The organism is Kocuria arenosa, assembly GCF_042879215.1.
Classification (GTDB): domain Bacteria; phylum Actinomycetota; class Actinomycetes; order Actinomycetales; family Micrococcaceae; genus Kocuria; species Kocuria arenosa.
In genome coordinates, this window is record NZ_JBHZTA010000014.1 from 1 (window position 1) to 17,120 (window position 17,120).

Genomic DNA, 17,120 nt, shown 5'->3' on the forward strand with positions numbered 1-17,120 from the left:
GCCGCGGCCTCCCGCGGTGACGACGGCAAGGCCGGGGTGTCGGGCAAGGCGGTCGCCGCGGGTGTGGCCGCCGCCGGGGTGGCCGCCGCCGGGGTGGCCGCGGCGGCGAAGAAGAAGGACTCCGGCCCGGACACGGAGCCGGTCACCTTCGAGTCGACCGCACCGCCGGCCGCGCCGGTGGCACCGGTCTCACCGGGAGTGCCCGGGGAGACCGTGACCGGGGAGGTCCCGCCGATCCCCGCCGTGGACGGGGCCCTCACCGACGACACCGTCGACGCGGACGTGGACGTGGACCCCACCACCCGGGGCACCGGCGACCGCCCCGCCGGCGGCCCGCTCTGAGCCGTCCCGCTCGTGCGCCGGGCCCCGACCGCATGCGGTCGGGGCCCGGCGCACGAGCGGGACGCCCGGTGCGGCGGAACCGGCCGGTCAGCCGGTGACGGCGCCCAGCGACGCCGAGCGCACCAGCTTGACGTACTTGCCCAGCACGCCGCCCTCGTACTGCGGGCGCAGGGGGGCCCAGCCGCTGCGGCGCCGCGCCAGCTCCTCGGGGTCCACCAGCAGGTCCAGGGAGCGGGCCGCCAGGTCCACCCGGATCGGGTCGCCGTCGCGCAGGAACGCGACCGGCCCGGCGTCGACGGCCTCCGGCGCGATGTGGCCGATGCACAGTCCCGTGGTGCCGCCGGAGAACCGCCCGTCCGTGAGCAGCAGCACGTCCTTGCCCAGCCCCGCGCCCTTGATCGCCCCGGTGATGGCCAGCATCTCGCGCATGCCGGGCCCGCCCTTGGGGCCCTCGTAGCGGATGACGAGGACGTCCCCGGCCGTGATCTCGCCGGCCTCGAGGGCGTCCATCGCGGCCTGCTCGCGCTCGAAGACGCGGGCCGGGCCCTCGAAGACCTCGGCGTCGAAGCCCGCGGACTTCACCACCGCGCCCTCCGGTGCCAGGGAGCCGTGCAGGACGGTGATCCCGCCCGTGCGGTGGATCGGGTTGTCGAGCGTGCGGATCACGTCGCCGTCCAGGGGATCGGGGTCCAGGGCGGCCAGGTTCTCGGCCATCGTGCGGCCGGTCACGGTGAGGGCGTCCCCGTGCAGCAGCCCGGCGTCGAGCAGGGCCTTCATGACCACGGGGATGCCGCCGTGCCGGTCGACGTCGTTCATCACGTACCGGCCGAACGGCTTGAGGTCCGCGAGGTGCGGGACGCGGTCCCCGATCCGGTTGAAGTCCCCCAGGGTGAGGTCCACACCGGCCTCCTGGGCGATGGCGAGCAGGTGCAGGACCGCGTTCGTGGAGCCGCCGAGTGCCATGAGCAGGGTGATCGCGTTCTCGAAGGCCTCCCGGGTGAGGATGTCGCGGGCGGTGATGCCCTGCCGGAGCATCTCGACGACGGCCTCCCCCGAGCGGTGGGCGAACTGGTCGCGGCGCCGGTCCGCCGAGGGCGGGGCCGCGGAGCCGGGCAGGCTCATGCCGAGGGCCTCCGCCATGGACGCCATCGTGTTGGCCGTGTACATCCCGCCGCAGGCGCCCTCGCCCGGGCAGATGGCGCGCTCGATCCGGTCCAGGTCGGCCTTGCCCATGATCCCGGCCTTGCACGCGCCCACGGCCTCGAACGCGTCGATGATGGTCACGTCCTTCTCCGTGCCGTCCGTGAGCTTCACCCACCCCGGGGCGATGGTCCCGGCGTAGAGGAACACCGAGGCCAGGTCCAGGCGGGCGGCGGCCATGAGCATGCCCGGCAGGGACTTGTCGCACCCGGCCAGCAGCACGGACCCGTCGAGGCGCTCGGCCTGCATCACCGTCTCCACGGAGTCCGCGATGACCTCGCGCGAGACCAGCGAGAAGTGCATCCCCACGTGGCCCATCGAGATCCCGTCCGAGACCGAGATCGTGCCGAACTGGAGGGGGTAGCCGCCTCCGGCGTGGACGCCTTCCTTGCAGCCCTGGGCGAGCCGGTCCAGGGAGAGGTTGCACGGGGTGATCTCGTTCCAGGAGCTCGCGATGCCGATCTGGGGCTTCTCCCAGTCGGCGTCGCCCATGCCCACGGCGCGGAGCATGCCGCGGCTGGCGGTGGCGTCGATGCCGTCGGTGACCTGACGGCTGCGGGGCTTCATGTCGGGGCTCATGCGGTCTCTCCCGGGTCGTCGGTGCGCGGTGGGGTGCGCGGGGCAGGGCGTGCCGCGAACCTATCAACGGAACTCGAGGGGCGTCGAGGCCTGTCCACGGCGGGCGCGGAAGTTTGTGCCCGCCGGGGGAGACAAGGGGCCCCCCGTCCTCCTAGGGTGGGAGCAGGAAAAGATAAGCAACCTGATTGAAGGAGCCCGACATGCCTGAAGCACCCGTCTCCCAGCACGCCCGCGCGATGGCCGACGACGAGGGCGGGATGCCGGAGCAGCAGCAGACGCCCCCGGGGCTGACCGCCGCCATGGACCCCGTGCCCGACCACGGAGAGGCGTCCTGGGTGGGCCGGGGCCGGCTCGAGGGGCTCAAGGCCCTGATCACCGGCGGGGACTCCGGGATCGGCCGGGCCGTGGCGATCGCGTTCGCCCGGGAGGGCGCCGACGTCGCGATCAACTACCTGCCCGAGGAGCAGGAGGACGCCCAGGACGTGGCGGGGTGGATCGAGAAGGCCGGACGCACGGCCGTCCTGGTCCCCGGTGACGTGCGCGAGGAGCAGGGCTGCCAGGACATCGTGGACCGGGCGGTCGAGGGCCTCGGCGGGCTCAACGTGGTCGTGAACAACGCGGGCTTCCACTGGGCCCGCGGGGAGGCGGGACTCAAGGGGCTCGCCACGGAGGACCTCGAGCGGGCCGTGCGCACCAACCTCTACGGCACACTCTGGGTCAGCCGCGCGGCGCTGCCGCACCTGGGGCGCGGGGACAGCATCATCAACACCACGTCCGTGCAGGCCTACGACCCCTCGGTGTCGATGCTCGACTACGCCGCCACGAAAGCGGCCCTGAACAACGTCACCGCCAACCTCGCCGCCGAGCTCGGCCCCGAGGGCATCCGTGTCAACGCGGTCGCCCCCGGCCCCGTGTGGACCCCGCTGGGGCCGGCCACCAAGGAGCCCGGGGCGGTCGCGAACATGGGCAAGGAGACGCCCCTGGGCCGGATCGGCCAGCCCGCGGAGCTGGCCGGCGCCTACGTCTTCCTGGCCTGCCCGGCCGAGGCCAGCTACGTCAGCGGCGCCGTCCTCGGCGTCACCGGCGGCATGCCCGTCTTCTGAGCGGCGTCCCCCACCCCCCCCACGGAAGGAGCACTTCGTGCCCAAGACCGGCAAGGACGAGCACGCCAGGAAGAGCGAGCTGCCCTCCACCCTGCAGCGCTCGGGGCGGAAGGCGCAGGACACGTTCGCCAAGACCTACGACTCCGCGCTCGAGGAGTACGGCGACGAGGAGCGTGCGGCGCGCACGGCCTACAGCGCGCTCAAGCACACCCACGAGAAGGTCGGCGACCACTGGGAGGCCAAGGAGGAGTACGGGCCCTCCGACGAGCACGCCGCGGGCGGCCGCGACTCCCGCGCGGAGACCGCCGGCGGGGTCGACGCGAACGCCTCGAAGCACCACCTCTACGAGGTGGCGAAGCGGCTCGGCGTCGAGGGTCGCTCCTACATGACCAAGAAGGAGCTGGTCGACGCGATCCGGAAGGCCAACGACGCCGCGACGCGACGCGCCCGCGAGGGCTGACCCCGGTCCCTCAGCCGCCCGTCGCCGGGTCGTTCTCGAAGATGTCGGGCGGGACCGCGTGGATCAGCAGCGTCGCGACCACGGGCCGCCGCTCGCCGAATCCGACGACGTCGGGAATGCCGTCACCGCTGACGTCCGCCAGCGCCCGCGGATGCCGGTCGACCCGCCAGCCCTGGAGGTGTCCGAACTCCTCGAACCCCAGCCAGGCCCGGGACATCGACTCCCCGTCCCCGGAGAAGGAGAAGTACGTACCCCTGTCGCCGAGACCGACCACGTCGGCGCCCTGCCCCGAGGTGGCCTGCTCGACGAAGCGCGGGTGCCGGTCGACCCGCCAGCCCTGGTCGTGGCCGAAGTCGCGGACCTTCAGGGCGGCGGCGCTGAAGGTCCCGTCGGACCGGGCGTAGGAGACGGAGGTCCCGGCGTCGCCGAAGCCGATGACGTCGGCCCGTCCGTCGCCGTCGACGTCGGCCAGCTGCCGCGGGTGCCGGTCGACCCGCCAGCCCTGGTCGTGGCCGAAGTCGCCCACGCCGAGCACTGGGGGCCTGAGCTCCGCGAGGAGGTCGTCCTCCTAACTCGCGACGGAGAGATAGGTCCCGGCGTCGCCGAAGCCGATGACGTCGGCCCGCCCGTCGCCGGTGGCATCCGCCAGCTTCCGTGGGTGCCGGTCGACCCGCCAGCCCTGGTCGACGCCGTAGTCCGCCAGGTCGGGGTCGGAGTGGGTGGGCGTGGTGATGACCCCGTTGGGCACCGAGTAGGACAGGTACAGGCCGTCCTCGCCGAAGCCGACGACGTCGGCCCGTCCGTCGGCGTTGAGGTCCGCCAGTGCGCGTTCGTGCCTGTCGACCCGCCAGCCCTGGTCCCGGCCGAAGGAGCTCGCCTTCAGCGTCGCGGGGGAGAAGGTGCCGTCGTCGAGGCCGTACCCGACGAGGACACCGGCATCACCGAAGCCCACGGCGTCGGCGCGCCCGTCGCCGTTGACGTCGGCCAGCTCCCGCGGGTGCTGTCCGACCCGCCAGCCCTGGGCGTAGCTGAAGCTCCCCGGCTCCGCCGCCGCAGAGGGAGGGGCGGCCGCCGCGACGAGCAGCACGGCGGAGGCCAGTCCCACCGGCAGACGGAGATGCCGCTGACGATCCATGGATGCCCCCCGAGTCGGTGGGTCCAGCCTAGTTCCGGAGGACCTGCCGGGATCCGCCGCGCAACGCTTCGTTGCCGAAGTGCGAAGTGCGACGTGCGGCGATGTCGTCGACGGTCGTCTCCGTCGCTCAGAGCACGCCCAGCAGTCCGCGCACCAGCGTGATCGCCCCGCCCAATCCTGCCAGGACGAGCGCGACCGTGCGCGCGGTGCTCAGGGGCACGCGGCGGGCGACGACCCCGCCGATCCGCACGCCCAGCACGACCGTGAGGACCACCCCGGGCGCCACCCACCACGGCGGCATCCCGCCCGTCCCGGCCGCCCCGAGCAGGGTCTTGGTGAGCACCGACAGGGCGCCCATCGTCATGAACACCGGCTGCAGGGTCGCGGCGAAGGAGCGCTGCTCCCACCGGGCGAGCCGGGAGTGGATCACCATGACGGGGCCGGCCACCCCCGCCGTGGTGTTGAAGAACCCCCCGATCGCGCCGGCGAGCACCGTGGGCAGCCGCCCCGTCCACTCGGGCAGGCGGGGGAGCCCGAACATGGTGGTCAGGGCCAGGAGCACCACGCCGCCCACCAGCACCTGCAGCCACGCGGCGGGCAGCTCGCGGACCACGAGCGCCGCCGGCACAGCGCCCACCGCCGCGGCCGGGGCGATGAGGGCGAAGCGCCGCCAGTCCACGTGCCGCCACACCGAGAGCATGATGAGGAAGCCGGAGACGGTCGTCGTCGCGTTGGTCACGAGCACGCCCGTGGCGGGGCCCAGCAGCAGGGCGAGGGTCGGGGCCACGACGAGGCCGACCCCGGTGCCCGAGACGCGCTGCAGGACCGAGCCCACGAGGATCGCGAGCGCCGCGATGACGATGATCTCCACGGGTCCCATTCTGCGCCCCCGGCCGCCCGGTCCCGGACCGCACACGGGCCCGCGGTGGTCCTTCGTGGTTCCTCCCAGATTCGATAAGTAGCCTTGTGGTCATGGGAGCCCGTGAGGCGACGTCGACCGAGAGGTGCGTCATGAGCATCGGCCGAGACCTGGATCAGCGGCGGCGAGCACGAATCCGTGACCGTCCTCGCCCGGTTCCCGTGCTGCACCGGTGAGCGCCGCCAGGGGCGCGGAACAGTCCACCGCACCGGTTCCCGTGGAACGGCTCCGGGAGGTCGCCGCGTCCTGCTTCGGCATCGAGGAGTTCCGGAAGGGGCAGTTCGAGGCGATGGCGGCGGCGGCCGGCGGCCGCGACGTCCTGGCGGTGATGCCCACCGGCCACGGCAAGTCCGCGATCTACCAGGTGCCGGGCACCGTCCTGCCCGGGACCGCCGTGGTGGTGTCCCCGCTGATCGCCCTCCAGCACGACCAGGTCGAGGCGATCAACGAGGACCTCGGAGCGGAGGTCGCCTTCGCGCTGAACTCCACGGTGGGGGCGCGCCGTGAGCGCGCCGCCTGGGGGGCCGTGGAGCGCGGGGACGCGAAGTTCCTCTTCCTCGCCCCCGAGCAGCTGGCCCGGGAGGAGACGACGCAGCGGCTCGCCGTGCATCCGCCGTCCCTGTTCGTGGTGGACGAGGCGCACTGCATCTCCTCGTGGGGTCACGACTTCCGCCCCGACTACCTCGTGCTCCAGGAGGCGGTCGAACGGCTGGGGCGCCCGACCGTCGTCGCCCTGACCGCCACCGCGTCCCCGCACACCCGGGCCGAGATCGTCGACCGGCTGGGCCTGCGCGACCCCCTGGTCCTGGTGCACAGCTTCGACCGGCCCAACATCGAGCTGCGGGTGGTGCGCCACCACCAGGCCTCCGACAAGCGCCGGGCGGTGCTCGACGAGGTCTCCGGGCTCGTGGGCCCGGGGCTGGTCTACGTCGCGACCCGCAGGGAGACGGAGGACTACGCCGCCGAGCTGACCCGGCGCGGCGTGCGCGCCGAGGCCTACCACGCGGGGCGCACGCGGTCCGAGCGGAACGACGTGCACGCCCGGTTCCTCGGCGACGAGCTGGACGTGGTGGTGGCGACCACCGCCTTCGGGATGGGCATCGACAAGCCGGACGTGCGCTTCGTGGTGCACGCGGACATCCCCGACTCCCTGGACAGCTACTACCAGGAGATCGGCCGGGCCGGCCGGGACGGGAGACCGGCCCTCGCCGTACTGCACTACCGCTCCGAGGACCTGGGGCTCCAGCAGTACTTCGCCGGCGCCGCCCCCGGGCAGGAGGACCTCGAGGTGGTCTTCCGCGCGGTCCGCCGGCACGGGCCGGTCCGGGCCCGTGAGCTGCGCGAGCGCACGGGCCTGGGCCCTCGCGCCCAGGCCCGTGCCCTGCACCTCCTCGAGCACAGCGGCGGCGTGCTCGCCGGGCCGCAGGGCTGCCGTGCCGTGGGCGGGGCCACGCCGGAGGCCGCCGTGGCCGCCGCGCTCGCGGAGGCCGAGGCCCAGCACCGGATCGACCGGTCGCGGATCGACATGATGCGCGGGTACGCCGAGACGGACGGGTGCCGGCGGGACTGGCTGCTCAACTACTTCGGCGAGGAGACCGACGGCTGGTGCGGCAACTGCGACACCTGCGCGGAGACGGGCTCCGCCGCCGAGGCCGCCGAGCGGGCCGCCGCCACCCCGCACGGCTGGGGGATCCAGACCCCGGTCACCCACCGCGAGTGGGGCCACGGGATCGTGATGGGCGCGGAGCCGGACCGGATCACCGTCCTGTTCGACTCGGTCGGCTACAAGGAGCTCTCCCTGCGCCTGATCGAGGAGCACGAGGGCCTGCTGGAGCGCGGACCGGAGGAGCGGCGGGGAGAGGGGCCGTGACCTCCGGGGGCCGGCCGCCGGTCAGCGGACGACGTCGTAGACGGACTTGAGGACGCCGTTGGCGTAGGCCTCGTGCTCCACCAGCTCCAGGGTGCGGAACGTGTCGGTGCTGTCGTCGAAGAGACGGCGGCCCGCGCCGAGCAGCACGGGGAACACCAGCAGGTGGTACCGGTCCACGAGCCCCGCGGCGGCGAGGCCCTTGGCCAGGGTGGCGCTGCCGTGCACGAGGATGGTGCCGTCGACCGTGGCCTTGAGCGTCGCGACCTCGTCGAGGGAGCGCAGCACGGAGGTGTTGTGCCACTGCGGGTCCGCCAGGGTGGAGGAGACCACGTACTTGGGCATGGCGTTGTACTCCGCGAAGTCCTCCATCGACGGCCAGACGGGGGCGAACTCGTCGTAGCTCACCCGGCCCATCAGCATCGCGGCCGCCTCCTTCTGCTCCCGGTCCTTGAGCTCGTAGGCGGCCTCCTCGTAGGCGACGTGCCGGAAGGTCCAGCCGGCGTGCGGGTGCGGGCCGCCGCCGGGGGAGTCGACGACGCCGTCGAGGGTGATGAACTCGGTGACGATCAGCGTGCCCATGGGGTTCTCCTGTCGGTGCGGTCGGCGGTCCTCCGTGCGGTTCCCACTCTGGTGCTCCCGCGCGGCCGGGGGAAGGGGGGCGGCGCGGCACGACGCGTCCGGCCGGGACGCGGGCCGCACCGCCTCTTGCGCGGCCGCCACCCCGGTGGGATCGTCGGCAGGGACGGCGGTCAGGCGAGGGTCCGGGAGGCACCCGTGGCGGAGGAGCAGGCGGCGGAGCAGGTGCGGACCACGTGCTGCGTGGTGGGCGGGGGCCCGGCCGGGCTGATGGCAGGGGTGCTGCTCGCCAGGCAGGGCGTGGACGTGGTCGTGCTGGAGAAGCACGGGGACTTCCTGCGCGACTTCCGCGGCGACACCCTGCACCCCTCCACCCTGGAGCTGATGGCCGAGCTCGGCTGGCTCGAGGACGTCCTGGCGCTGCCGCACACCCGCGTGGAGCGCGCCACGGTGTCCCTCGGCGGGGAGACGGTCGTGGTCGGGCGGTTCGACCGGCTGCCCGTGCGCTGCCCGTTCATCGCGTTCCTGCCGCAGTGGGACTTCCTGGACCTGCTCGCCGAGAAGGGCGAGGCGCTGCCCGGCTTCCGGCTGCTGCGCTCCACGGCCGCCGACGGCCTGCTCGTCGAGGACGGCCGGTGCACGGGCGTCACGGCGCACGACGACGACGGGGCGCCGGTGCGGATCCGGGCCGAGCTGGTGCTGGCCGCCGACGGCCGCGACTCCGTGCTGCGGGCCGCGGCCGGGCTGGTCCCGACGGCCTCGCCGTCCCGGATGGACGTGCTGTGGTTCCGCGTGCCCCGCCGCGAGGGGCAGGAGCAGCCACTGTTCAACGCCGGCGACGGCGCGGTGGTCGCCCTGCCGCGCACCGGCTACTGGCAGGCCGCGATGATCGTGCGGGCCGGGGAGCACGACGCGCTGCGCGCCCAGGGGCTGGAGGCCTTCCGGGACCGGGTGCGCGCGCTCGCCCCCGGGCTGGGGGAGGGGCTCGCGGCGATCGAGGACTGGGACCAGGTGAAGCTGCTGCGCGTGCGCGTGGACCGACTGCGCCGCTGGTGGCGGCCCGGGGTGCTGTTCCTGGGCGACGCCGCGCACGCGATGTCCCCGGCCGGCGGCGTGGGCATCAACCTCGCGATCCAGGACGCGGTCGCGGCGGCGAATCTGCTCGGGCCGCGCCTGCTGCACGGCGGGGTGCGGGCGCGGGACCTCGCCCGGGTGCAGCGCCGGCGGGCGTGGCCGGCGCGCGCCACCCAGCTGTTCCAGCTCGTGCTGGCCCGCCGGCTCGTGCCCGCCCGGGCCGGGGCGCGGCCGAGGCCCCCGGTGCCCCTGGGGGTGGTCCGGGCGCTGCCGTTCCTGCCGCACCTCACCGGGCGGGCCATCGGCATCGGCCTCCGGCCCGAGCACGTCCCCGCCGAGCTGCGCGCGACGGACGGCGCGGCACGCGGATGACCCCGGTCCCGGACAAGCGCGCCCGGGTGGACGAGCCCCACGTGGCCCCGCTCAACGCCCTGGTGCGCTCCTGGCGCCACGGCGGCCGGTTCGTGCCGTGGGTCGATCCCGACGGCGGCGGCACCGCGGCCCGGGTGCTCGTGCTCATGGAGGCGCCCGGGCCGGCCACCGTGGCCGCCGGGGACCTGGGGTTCAGCTCCGAGGACAACCCTGATCCCACCGCCCGGACCTTCCGGGCGCTGCGGGAGGAGTCCGGGCTGGCCCGCGGCGACTGCCTGCGCTGGAACGTGGTGCCCTGGGCGCTGCGGGACGAGGGCGGCCGGCAGCGGCCGCCGAGGGTCGAGGACCTCGTCGAGGCGGGACCTGCTCTCCGCGAGCTGGTCGGGGCGCTGCCGGAGCTGCGCGTCGTCGTGACCTTCGGGGCCCCGGCGCTCACCGGGATGATGCGCCTGCTCACCGTGGAGGAGCCCCCGCGGCTGCTGCCCGTGCTGGGCGTGCCGCACCCGTCGCTGCGCAACGGCCACCGCCGGGCCGAGACCCGGCAGCGCATCCTCGTCGCGCTGCGCACGGCCGCCGCCGCGGCGCGGGCCTGAACCGGCCGCTCAGGGGCGTGGGCTGAGCCGGTCCACCGCGGCCAGGAGGTGCTCCAGGATGGTGTGCCGCTGCGCGCTGCCGTCGGGCAGCAGCCCGATCGACGCGTTGTGGTAGAGCCCGTCGCCCATCTGCTGGATCGCGGTCGCCACCACCGGGTCCCCCACATCCGCGAGGATCAGCCCGTACCACGCCTCCTCGAGCCGCTTGAGGGCGGCCCGGGCGTTCTCGTCCCCGGCCTGGACCAGCCGGGAGGCCACGATCAGGGCCCGGTCCAGCCGGCTGTCCTCGAACAGGGACGTGACGAGGAAGTAGCGCGCGGCCCCGTCCGGAGCCGCCGCCATGGCCTCGAGGTCCAGGTGCATGAGCTCCTCGAGCCGCTGCAGCGTCGCGTCCACGAGGGCCTGGCGGTGCGGGAAGTGGTAGAGCAGGCCCCCCTTGGACACTCCGGCGGCGGCGGCGACGGCGTCGAGGGTCGCGGCGCGCTCGCCGTCGTCGAGGACGATCTGCTCGAAGGCGGCCAGGAGCTTGTCCCGGGCCACGGGTGGGCGTGGCATGTGAGGAAGACCTCCCTGGGTCGGACGTGGGGCCCATTGTGTCAGCTCGCACATAACTGTACCGTCTGGACGGTACAGTTTCTGAGGCTGTCCGATCCTGATCCGTTCCCCGGAGGTGAACCATGACCACTCTGCTGACGCCCCGCCCCACGGCCGGCGCGCGCGAATGGGCCGCACTCGCGGTCCTGATGATGCCCGTCCTGCTCGTGTCGGTCGACAACACGGCGCTGAGCTTCGCGCTGCCCACCATCTCCCAGGCGCTGCACCCCACCGGGGCGCAGCTGCTGTGGATCGTGGACGTCTACCCCCTCGTGCTCGCCGGGCTGCTCATCCCCATGGGATCGCTCGGGGACCGGATCGGCCGCCGGCGGCTGCTGCTGATCGGCGGCACGGGCTTCGCAGCCGTCTCCGCGGCATCGGCCTTCGCGCCCACCGCCGAGCTGCTCGTGGCAGGGCGGGCCGCCATGGGGTTCTTCGGTGCGATGCTGATGCCCGCGACCCTGTCCCTGCTGCGCAACATCTTCCTGGACCCGGGGCAGCGCCGGATCGCGATCGCGGTGTGGGCCGGCGGCTTCAGCGGTGGTGCCGCGCTGGGCCCGATCGTCGGAGGCTTCCTGCTCAACCACTTCTGGTGGGGCTCGGTGTTCCTCATGGCCGTGCCGGTGCTGCTGCCCCTGCTCGTGCTCGGTCCCGTGCTGGTGCCGGAGTCGCGCGACCCCCGGCCCGGACCCGTGGACGCCCCGTCCGTGCTGCTCGCCATGCTCGCCATGACCCCCGTGGTCTACGGCATCAAGGCGGCGACGGCCTCCGGGGAGCTCTTCCACGGCCTGCTCAGCGCGGCCTTCGGCGTCCTGGCCGGTGTGCTGTTCGTCCGCCGCCAGGCGGTCCTGGCGCACCCCATGCTCGACCTCGCCCTGTTCCGGCACCCGGGCTTCAGGGGCGGCGTCACCGTCAACGTCCTCGGCAACGTGGGGCTCTACGGGTTCCTGTTCATGCTGACCCAGTACCTGCAGCTCGTGGTCGGCCTGGACCCGATGACCGCGGGCCTGACCATGGTCCCCGGCCTCGTCCTCACGGTCCTCGCCGGCTTCGTGGCCGTGCGCGCCGTGCGGTGGCTGACGCCCCGGACCGTGATCACGGCGGGGATGCTCCTGTCCTCGGTCGGCTTCCTCGTGGTGGCCCTCGCAGACCTCTCCGCGGCCGCCGGCGCCGTGGTGGTGCTCGTGGCCTTCTGCCTGGTCGGCACCGGCATCGGGCTCGCCGAGACGCTGTCCAACGACCTCGTCCTCACGGCGGCCCCGCCGCACAAGGCCGGCGCGGCCTCGGCGATCTCGGAGACCGGCTACGAGGTCGGTGCGGTGCTGGGCACGGCGGTGCTCGGCGGACTGCTGACCGCCTTCTACCAGCGCCACCTCGAGCTGCCCGCGGCCCTGGGTGCCGGCCCGTCGGCCGCGGCGCACGAGACCCTCGGCGGAGCCGTCGAGATCGCGGAGGGCGCCGGGGCGCTCGGTCCCGCCGTGCGGGAGGCGGCGGTCGACGCGTTCACCGCGGGCATGCACTGGACGGTGGTGGTCATGACGGCCGTCGTGGTCCTGGCGGCGTTCACGGTCGCCCGCATGCTGCGGCCGGCCACGCGCTGACGTGCCGCCGCCGGGGAGCCGCGTCACCGGACGGTGGCGCGGCTCCCCGGGCTCCGGGGGGACGTAGGCTCGGCGGCAGGGGCCGGCCCGGTCTCCCCGTACGGAGGGAGTGGTTGCGATGACGCCGCAGGAACTGTTCGAGGACGCCGCCCACCGCCCGTCCGAGGTGGCGGAGCACGTGCTCGAGGGCATCTCGGCGGAGGTGCTGAACACCATGCCGGGCGGGACCGCGAACTCCGTGGTCTGGCTGGTGTGGCACGCGGCCCGCCAGCAGGACGCGCAGGTGGCCCAGCTCGCCGGCACCGAGGAGGTGTGGACCGCGGAGGGGTGGAGCGGGCGGTTCGGGCTCGACGTCCCCGACTCCGCCACGGGCTTCGGCCAGGGCCCGGAGGACGTCGCGCGGATCCGGGTGACGTCCCCCGACCTGTTGCGCGGCTACCTCGACGCGGTGGTCGAGCGCACGGTGGCCTACGTGCACGGGCTCACGGACGCCCAGCTCGGCGACGTGGTGGACCGGTCGTGGACCCCGCCCGTCACCCGCGGGGTGCGCCTGGTGAGCACGGTCGACGACGCCGCGCAGCACCTGGGACAGGCCGCCTACGTCCGCGGCCTGCTCGACGACGGGTGGTCCGGGCCCTACTGACCGCCTCCCGCGGAGGACCCCGGTCCGTGCGGGCGAGTCGCGCGGGAGGTTCCGCCCACTCCACCCATTTGCATCTGCATCAAGTCGTCGCATGACAAGGCGCTGATGTGGGGACGGGAGTTTCCTCGGTGGTCAGGGTCCGTTCGCTTAAGCTGATCACGCTGGGTCCCAGCACCTCGAACTCCTGCACGATCTTTTCGTCGCTCGCCGCGACATCCTGGGGGAAACACCGTCATGCCCCGCGACTCCTCTCGCCGTCCTGCCCACACCGATCTGCGTCACCGTGCCTCCTCGCCGGTGACCGCCCTCACCGCGTTCTCGGCCCTCGTGGCCGTCAGCGTCGCCGTCAGCGCGGGCATCGCACCGGGGGCCGGCGGCGAACGGGGGGCCTCGGCCTTCGGGGCTCCGGCCGCCTCCGCCGAGCGGCCGGACAGCGGCTGGAGCCTGCTCGCGGCCGGACAGGAGCAGACCACCCCTCCGGCCGGACCGCTGCGGGAGGACCGTACTGCCTCGCCCGTGCGGGACGGCGGCGCGGGCCAGGGCTCCTGGCGGGCAGGAACGGGCCGCGGTGACGGCGGCCGCGAGGCGGCCTCGACGGTGCGCCCGGGCCGGCAGGCGCCGAAGCTCTACCAGGGCGAGCTGCCCGTCAACACGATCATCGCACCGACCCGCCCCGGTGCCGTCCTGTCCGGTGGGCAGTTCGGCTGGCGGATCGCGCCCGACCGCGGCGGGCGCGAGTTCCACAACGGGACCGACGTCTCCGCCGCGGCGGGCCTGCCGGTCGTCGCCGCCCTCGACGGCGTGGTGACGGACGTGTTCTGGGACGTCTGGGGCGGCAACCGCGTGGAGGTCACCCACGCGGACGGGATCAGGACCACCTACAACCACCTCGAGGACGTCCGGGTGCGGACCGGCGACCGGCTCGCCGCCTCCGAGCAGCTCGGCACGGTCGGGGCCACCGGCGTGCGGGTCACGGGCCCGCACCTGCACTTCGAGACCTGGGTGGACGGACAGGCCGTCGACCCGCAGTCCTTCGACTGGGTCGACGGGATGCGCGTCATCCCCGCCTCCCGCAGCAAGTACTCCCTCGAGGTCCCCGTCCCGGACACGGTCGAGGACCCGGCGGCGCAGAAGGCCGAGGCGACGAAGAAGGCGGACGCGGCCAAGAAGGCCGAGGCGGCGAAGAAGGCCGAGGCGGCGAAGAAGGCCGAGGCGGCGAAGAAGCAGGCGAAGTCCGCCGAGAAGACGCAGACCCGCACGAAGGCGGAGGCGGCGGAGAAGGCCGACGCCGCGAAGAAGCAGGCCGACGCCGCCAAGAAGGCAGAGGCCGGGAAGAAGGAAGAGGCCGCGAAGAAGGCAAAGACCGGGAAGACCGGAACCGTCGAGCAGCCCGTGCCGCCGGTGGAGGCCGCACCGTCTCCGACGACCCCGGTCGTGACGGCTCCTCCGCCCGCTACCGTGCCGACGCCGCCGGCTTCCGGGAACCCTGCCCCGCCTCCCGCGGTGCCCGACGTCAAGCCCGTACCCGCGCCGAAGCCCGTGCCCGAGGTGCAGCCCGTCCCCGTGCCCGAGGTGAAGCCTGTACCCGTGCCCGAGGTGAAGCCCGAGCCCGAGCCCGAGCTCGAGCCGGGAGTCGCTCCCGTCGTCGTGCCGGACGCCGTGCGGGACACCGACGGGGACGGGACCATCGACGTGGAGGATCCCGACATCGACCGCGACGGCGTCCCCAACGAGCTGGACGACGACATCGACGGGGACCGGGTCCGCAACGACGTGGACCCGGACATGGACGGGGACGGTCTGCGCAACGAGGACGACCCGGACCGCGACGGGGACGGGATCCTCAATGACAAGGACCCGGAGCCGGACCGCCCGGCCCCCAGGACGGCGTCCGCGCCGGCCACGGACCCGGCCGAGGCCACCGACCCGGCCGGCCCGTCCGGCGCCGTCGCCTCGGCGGAGGGCGCTGACGCCGCCGGGGCGGATCCGGCCGTCCCGCCCGCGGCGGCCCCCGGAGCGGGTGTGACGGTCCGTCCCTGACGTCCTGCGCGGAGTTATGCAGGCGTGACGAGGGCACCTGCCGAGTCCGGCGCGCGGCGGACTAGAATTTGCCACCGGGCTGACGATTTTTTTCGCGCAGGAGCGGGAGCCATGAGCACCACCGACCACGGTGCGCCGGGCAACGGGACGACCAGGGCGCTCCAGGAACTCCAGGACCGTCTCACCGGGGGGCTGGTCGAGCCGGGGGACCCCGACTACGACAAAGCCCGCCGCGTCTGGAACGGCCTGATCGACGCGCGTCCCCGCGCTGTCGTGCGGGCCGGCGACCTCGATGACATCGACCGGGCCCTGGCCGCGGCCCACCGCACGCGGCTGCCGCTGGCGGTGCGGGGCGGCGGGCACGGCGTGGCGGGCCACGGAACGGTCGAGGGCGGTCTGGTGCTGGACCTCGGGCGGCTGCGGGGCGTCGTCGTCGATCCCGCGAACCAGCTCGTGAGCGTGGACCCCGGCACCACCTTGGCCGCTCTCGACCGTGCCACGGCCCGGCACGGGCTCGCCGTTCCCGGCGGCCTCGTCGGCACGGCCGGCGTCGCGGGGCTCACCCTGTGCGGGGGCATGGGCTGGCTGACCCGCAGCAGGGGGCTGACCCTCGACAACCTGGACTCCGCCGACGTCGTGACCGCCGCCGGCGACCACCTGCACGTCAGCGAGGAGGAGAACGCCGGACTGTTCTGGGGACTGCGCGGGGGCGGGGGCAACCTCGGGGTGGTCTCCTCGTTCACCTTCAGGGCTCGCCGGCTGCCGTCCACCGTGCTCGCGGGGAACCTCTACTACCGCAGACCCCACTGGCGGGACGCCCTGACCGCCTTCGCCGCGTGGACGCACGGCCTGCCGGACGAGATGACCCCGGTCCTCATGTTCGCGATCCCGCCCCCGGGGGCCGGGATGGGCGACGAGCCGGTGCTGACCGTGGGGTTCAGCTGGGCTTCCGAGGACCACCCCGCCGGCCTGGGCGTCGTCGACGGACTGCGGGAGGACGCTCCGCCCGACGCCGAGGAGATGGGCCCGACGCCGTGGCCCGCGTGGCAGGGGGCGAGGGGCGGCCTCTTCCCCAAGGGCTCGCACGGCCACTGGCGGAACCTGCCCTTCTCCCGGCTGGACGACGAGGTCGTCGACGTCCTCGTCGGACTGGCCTCCCGGATCACCTGCCGGGGCGCCGGCATCGACGTCCACCACCTCGAGGGCGCCTTCGGCAGGGTGCCCGAGGAGGCCACCGCCTTCCCCAACCGGTCCGCGCGGTACTGGCTGACGGTCCACGGCGTCCGGCAGGACCCCGCCGCCGACGAGTACCTCGCCGCCTTCGTGCGGACCGTGCGCGACGCGATGCAGCCGTTCGCCGAGCACGGCGAGTACGTCGGCCTCATGGGTCCGGACGCCGAGCTCGGGGGTGATCCGGCAGGGGCGGCCCGCCTGGCCTATGGGCGGGAGAAGCACCAGCGGCTGGCCGCTCTCAAGGACCGCTACGATCCCGGCAACCTCTTCCGGCACAACCTGAACGTCCTGCCCGGCCGGCCCTGAGCACACGTCCGGCGGGGCCCCTCGCGCGGGCTCGCGCCCCGAGGAACCGGCGGCCCCGCCCCGTCATGTCCGGGCGATGTCGGTGGCGGCCCTTCCCCGGCCCCGGACCCGGCACTAGGGTCGTCAGTCCAGAGACCCCGCGTTCCCGGGAGGCGCCCCGCATGCCGATCTACGAGTACCGGTGCCGGGAGTGCGGCGACTTCGAGGTCCTGCTGGGCATGGGCGCGGCCACGCGCGAGAGCGACTGCCCCGGCTGCGGCTCCGCGGCGCGGCGGCTGATGAGCGCGCCCGGGCTCTCCCGTGCCGGCGCCCCCGCGGCCCGGCTGATCGAGCGCACCGAGCGCACCGCCGCGGAGCCCGACGTCGTCACGGCGCCCCCGCCCGGGTCCCGGCGAGCGCCCCGGACCACCGGCAACCCCCTGCACCGCAGACTTCCCCGGCCCTGAGAGGCACACCACCGCAGCACAGCCGCCAAGGAGG

16 protein-coding genes and 1 pseudogene are annotated in these 17,120 nt (G+C 74.3%); 11 read left to right on the forward strand and 6 right to left on the reverse strand.

From position 1 onward, the window contains the following. Nucleotides 1-342: pseudogene (locus tag ACFYE3_RS17220) on the forward strand (SRPBCC family protein); the annotation flags it as partial. Between the two features lie 87 nt (nucleotides 343-429). On the opposite strand, the gene ilvD reads toward ACFYE3_RS17220, so the two are convergent. Further along, nucleotides 430-2,121 carry a dihydroxy-acid dehydratase gene (gene ilvD, locus ACFYE3_RS17225; RefSeq protein ID WP_387611137.1) on the reverse strand — a complete coding sequence of 564 codons (1,692 nt, stop codon included), beginning with the start codon at nucleotides 2,119-2,121 and terminating at the stop codon, nucleotides 430-432. Between the two features lie 200 nt (nucleotides 2,122-2,321). Here ilvD and ACFYE3_RS17230 point away from each other — a divergent pair, with 200 nt between their 5' ends. After that, nucleotides 2,322-3,224 (forward strand): SDR family oxidoreductase, encoded by a 903-nt coding sequence (locus ACFYE3_RS17230; protein ID WP_387611140.1) that lies wholly within the window; start codon nucleotides 2,322-2,324, stop codon nucleotides 3,222-3,224. 37 nt (nucleotides 3,225-3,261) lie between these two features. Then, a complete protein-coding gene (locus ACFYE3_RS17235; protein ID WP_387611143.1) occupies nucleotides 3,262-3,684 on the forward strand; it encodes a ChaB family protein in 423 nt (140 codons plus the stop codon). Between the two features lie 10 nt (nucleotides 3,685-3,694). Here the strand turns inward: ACFYE3_RS17235 and ACFYE3_RS17240 are convergent, their stop codons facing one another. The 3 genes from ACFYE3_RS17240 to ACFYE3_RS17250 form a co-directional block, all read right to left on the reverse strand. Then, a complete protein-coding gene (locus tag ACFYE3_RS17240; RefSeq protein WP_387611146.1) occupies nucleotides 3,695-4,210 on the reverse strand; it encodes a hypothetical protein in 516 nt (171 codons plus the stop codon). A gap of 42 nt (nucleotides 4,211-4,252) precedes the next feature. Further along, a complete protein-coding gene (locus ACFYE3_RS17245; RefSeq protein WP_387611149.1) occupies nucleotides 4,253-4,789 on the reverse strand; it encodes an FG-GAP repeat domain-containing protein in 537 nt (178 codons plus the stop codon). Between the two features lie 157 nt (nucleotides 4,790-4,946). Further along, nucleotides 4,947-5,699, reverse strand: coding sequence for a TSUP family transporter (locus ACFYE3_RS17250; RefSeq protein ID WP_368833243.1), 753 nt, complete (start codon nucleotides 5,697-5,699; stop codon nucleotides 4,947-4,949). A gap of 211 nt (nucleotides 5,700-5,910) precedes the next feature. Here ACFYE3_RS17250 and ACFYE3_RS17255 point away from each other — a divergent pair, with 211 nt between their 5' ends. Further along, nucleotides 5,911-7,608, forward strand: a complete 1,698-nt coding sequence (locus ACFYE3_RS17255) for a RecQ family ATP-dependent DNA helicase (RefSeq protein WP_387611152.1) — start codon at nucleotides 5,911-5,913, stop codon at nucleotides 7,606-7,608. A 21-nt stretch (nucleotides 7,609-7,629) separates the two neighbouring features. Here ACFYE3_RS17255 and ACFYE3_RS17260 read toward each other — a convergent pair whose 3' ends face one another. After that, nucleotides 7,630-8,187, reverse strand: coding sequence for a dihydrofolate reductase family protein (locus ACFYE3_RS17260; protein ID WP_387611155.1), 558 nt, complete (start codon nucleotides 8,185-8,187; stop codon nucleotides 7,630-7,632). A gap of 195 nt (nucleotides 8,188-8,382) precedes the next feature. On the opposite strand from ACFYE3_RS17260, the gene ACFYE3_RS17265 reads away from it, so the two are divergent. Then, nucleotides 8,383-9,630 carry an FAD-dependent oxidoreductase gene (locus ACFYE3_RS17265; protein WP_387611157.1) on the forward strand — a complete coding sequence of 416 codons (1,248 nt, stop codon included), beginning with the start codon at nucleotides 8,383-8,385 and terminating at the stop codon, nucleotides 9,628-9,630. Further along, nucleotides 9,627-10,223 (forward strand): uracil-DNA glycosylase, encoded by a 597-nt coding sequence (locus ACFYE3_RS17270; RefSeq protein WP_387611160.1) that lies wholly within the window; start codon nucleotides 9,627-9,629, stop codon nucleotides 10,221-10,223. The genes ACFYE3_RS17265 and ACFYE3_RS17270 overlap by 4 nt, the downstream gene beginning before the upstream one ends. A gap of 9 nt (nucleotides 10,224-10,232) precedes the next feature. Here the strand turns inward: ACFYE3_RS17270 and ACFYE3_RS17275 are convergent, their stop codons facing one another. Next, entirely contained in the window at nucleotides 10,233-10,778 is a 546-nt protein-coding gene (locus ACFYE3_RS17275) for a TetR family transcriptional regulator (protein ID WP_387611163.1), read from the reverse strand. 122 nt (nucleotides 10,779-10,900) lie between these two features. On the opposite strand from ACFYE3_RS17275, the gene ACFYE3_RS17280 reads away from it, so the two are divergent. From ACFYE3_RS17280 to ACFYE3_RS17300, 5 genes are all read left to right on the forward strand, one after another. Then, nucleotides 10,901-12,418, forward strand: coding sequence for an MFS transporter (locus tag ACFYE3_RS17280; protein ID WP_387611166.1), 1,518 nt, complete (start codon nucleotides 10,901-10,903; stop codon nucleotides 12,416-12,418). 118 nt (nucleotides 12,419-12,536) lie between these two features. After that, on the forward strand, nucleotides 12,537-13,061 hold the full coding sequence (locus ACFYE3_RS17285) for a mycothiol transferase (protein WP_387611168.1): 525 nt from the start codon (nucleotides 12,537-12,539) through the stop codon (nucleotides 13,059-13,061). A gap of 297 nt (nucleotides 13,062-13,358) precedes the next feature. Beyond that, entirely contained in the window at nucleotides 13,359-15,101 is a 1,743-nt protein-coding gene (locus ACFYE3_RS17290; RefSeq protein WP_387611170.1) for a M23 family metallopeptidase, read from the forward strand. Nucleotides 15,102-15,212: 111 nt separating this feature from the next. Then, nucleotides 15,213-16,640, forward strand: a complete 1,428-nt coding sequence (locus ACFYE3_RS17295) for an FAD-binding oxidoreductase (protein ID WP_387611172.1) — start codon at nucleotides 15,213-15,215, stop codon at nucleotides 16,638-16,640. A gap of 161 nt (nucleotides 16,641-16,801) precedes the next feature. Next, the gene (locus ACFYE3_RS17300) at nucleotides 16,802-17,086 is read left to right on the forward strand and encodes an FmdB family zinc ribbon protein (RefSeq protein ID WP_387611174.1); all 285 of its coding nucleotides are present in this window, start codon (nucleotides 16,802-16,804) and stop codon (nucleotides 17,084-17,086) included. The last annotated feature ends 34 nt before the right edge of the window (nucleotides 17,087-17,120 follow it).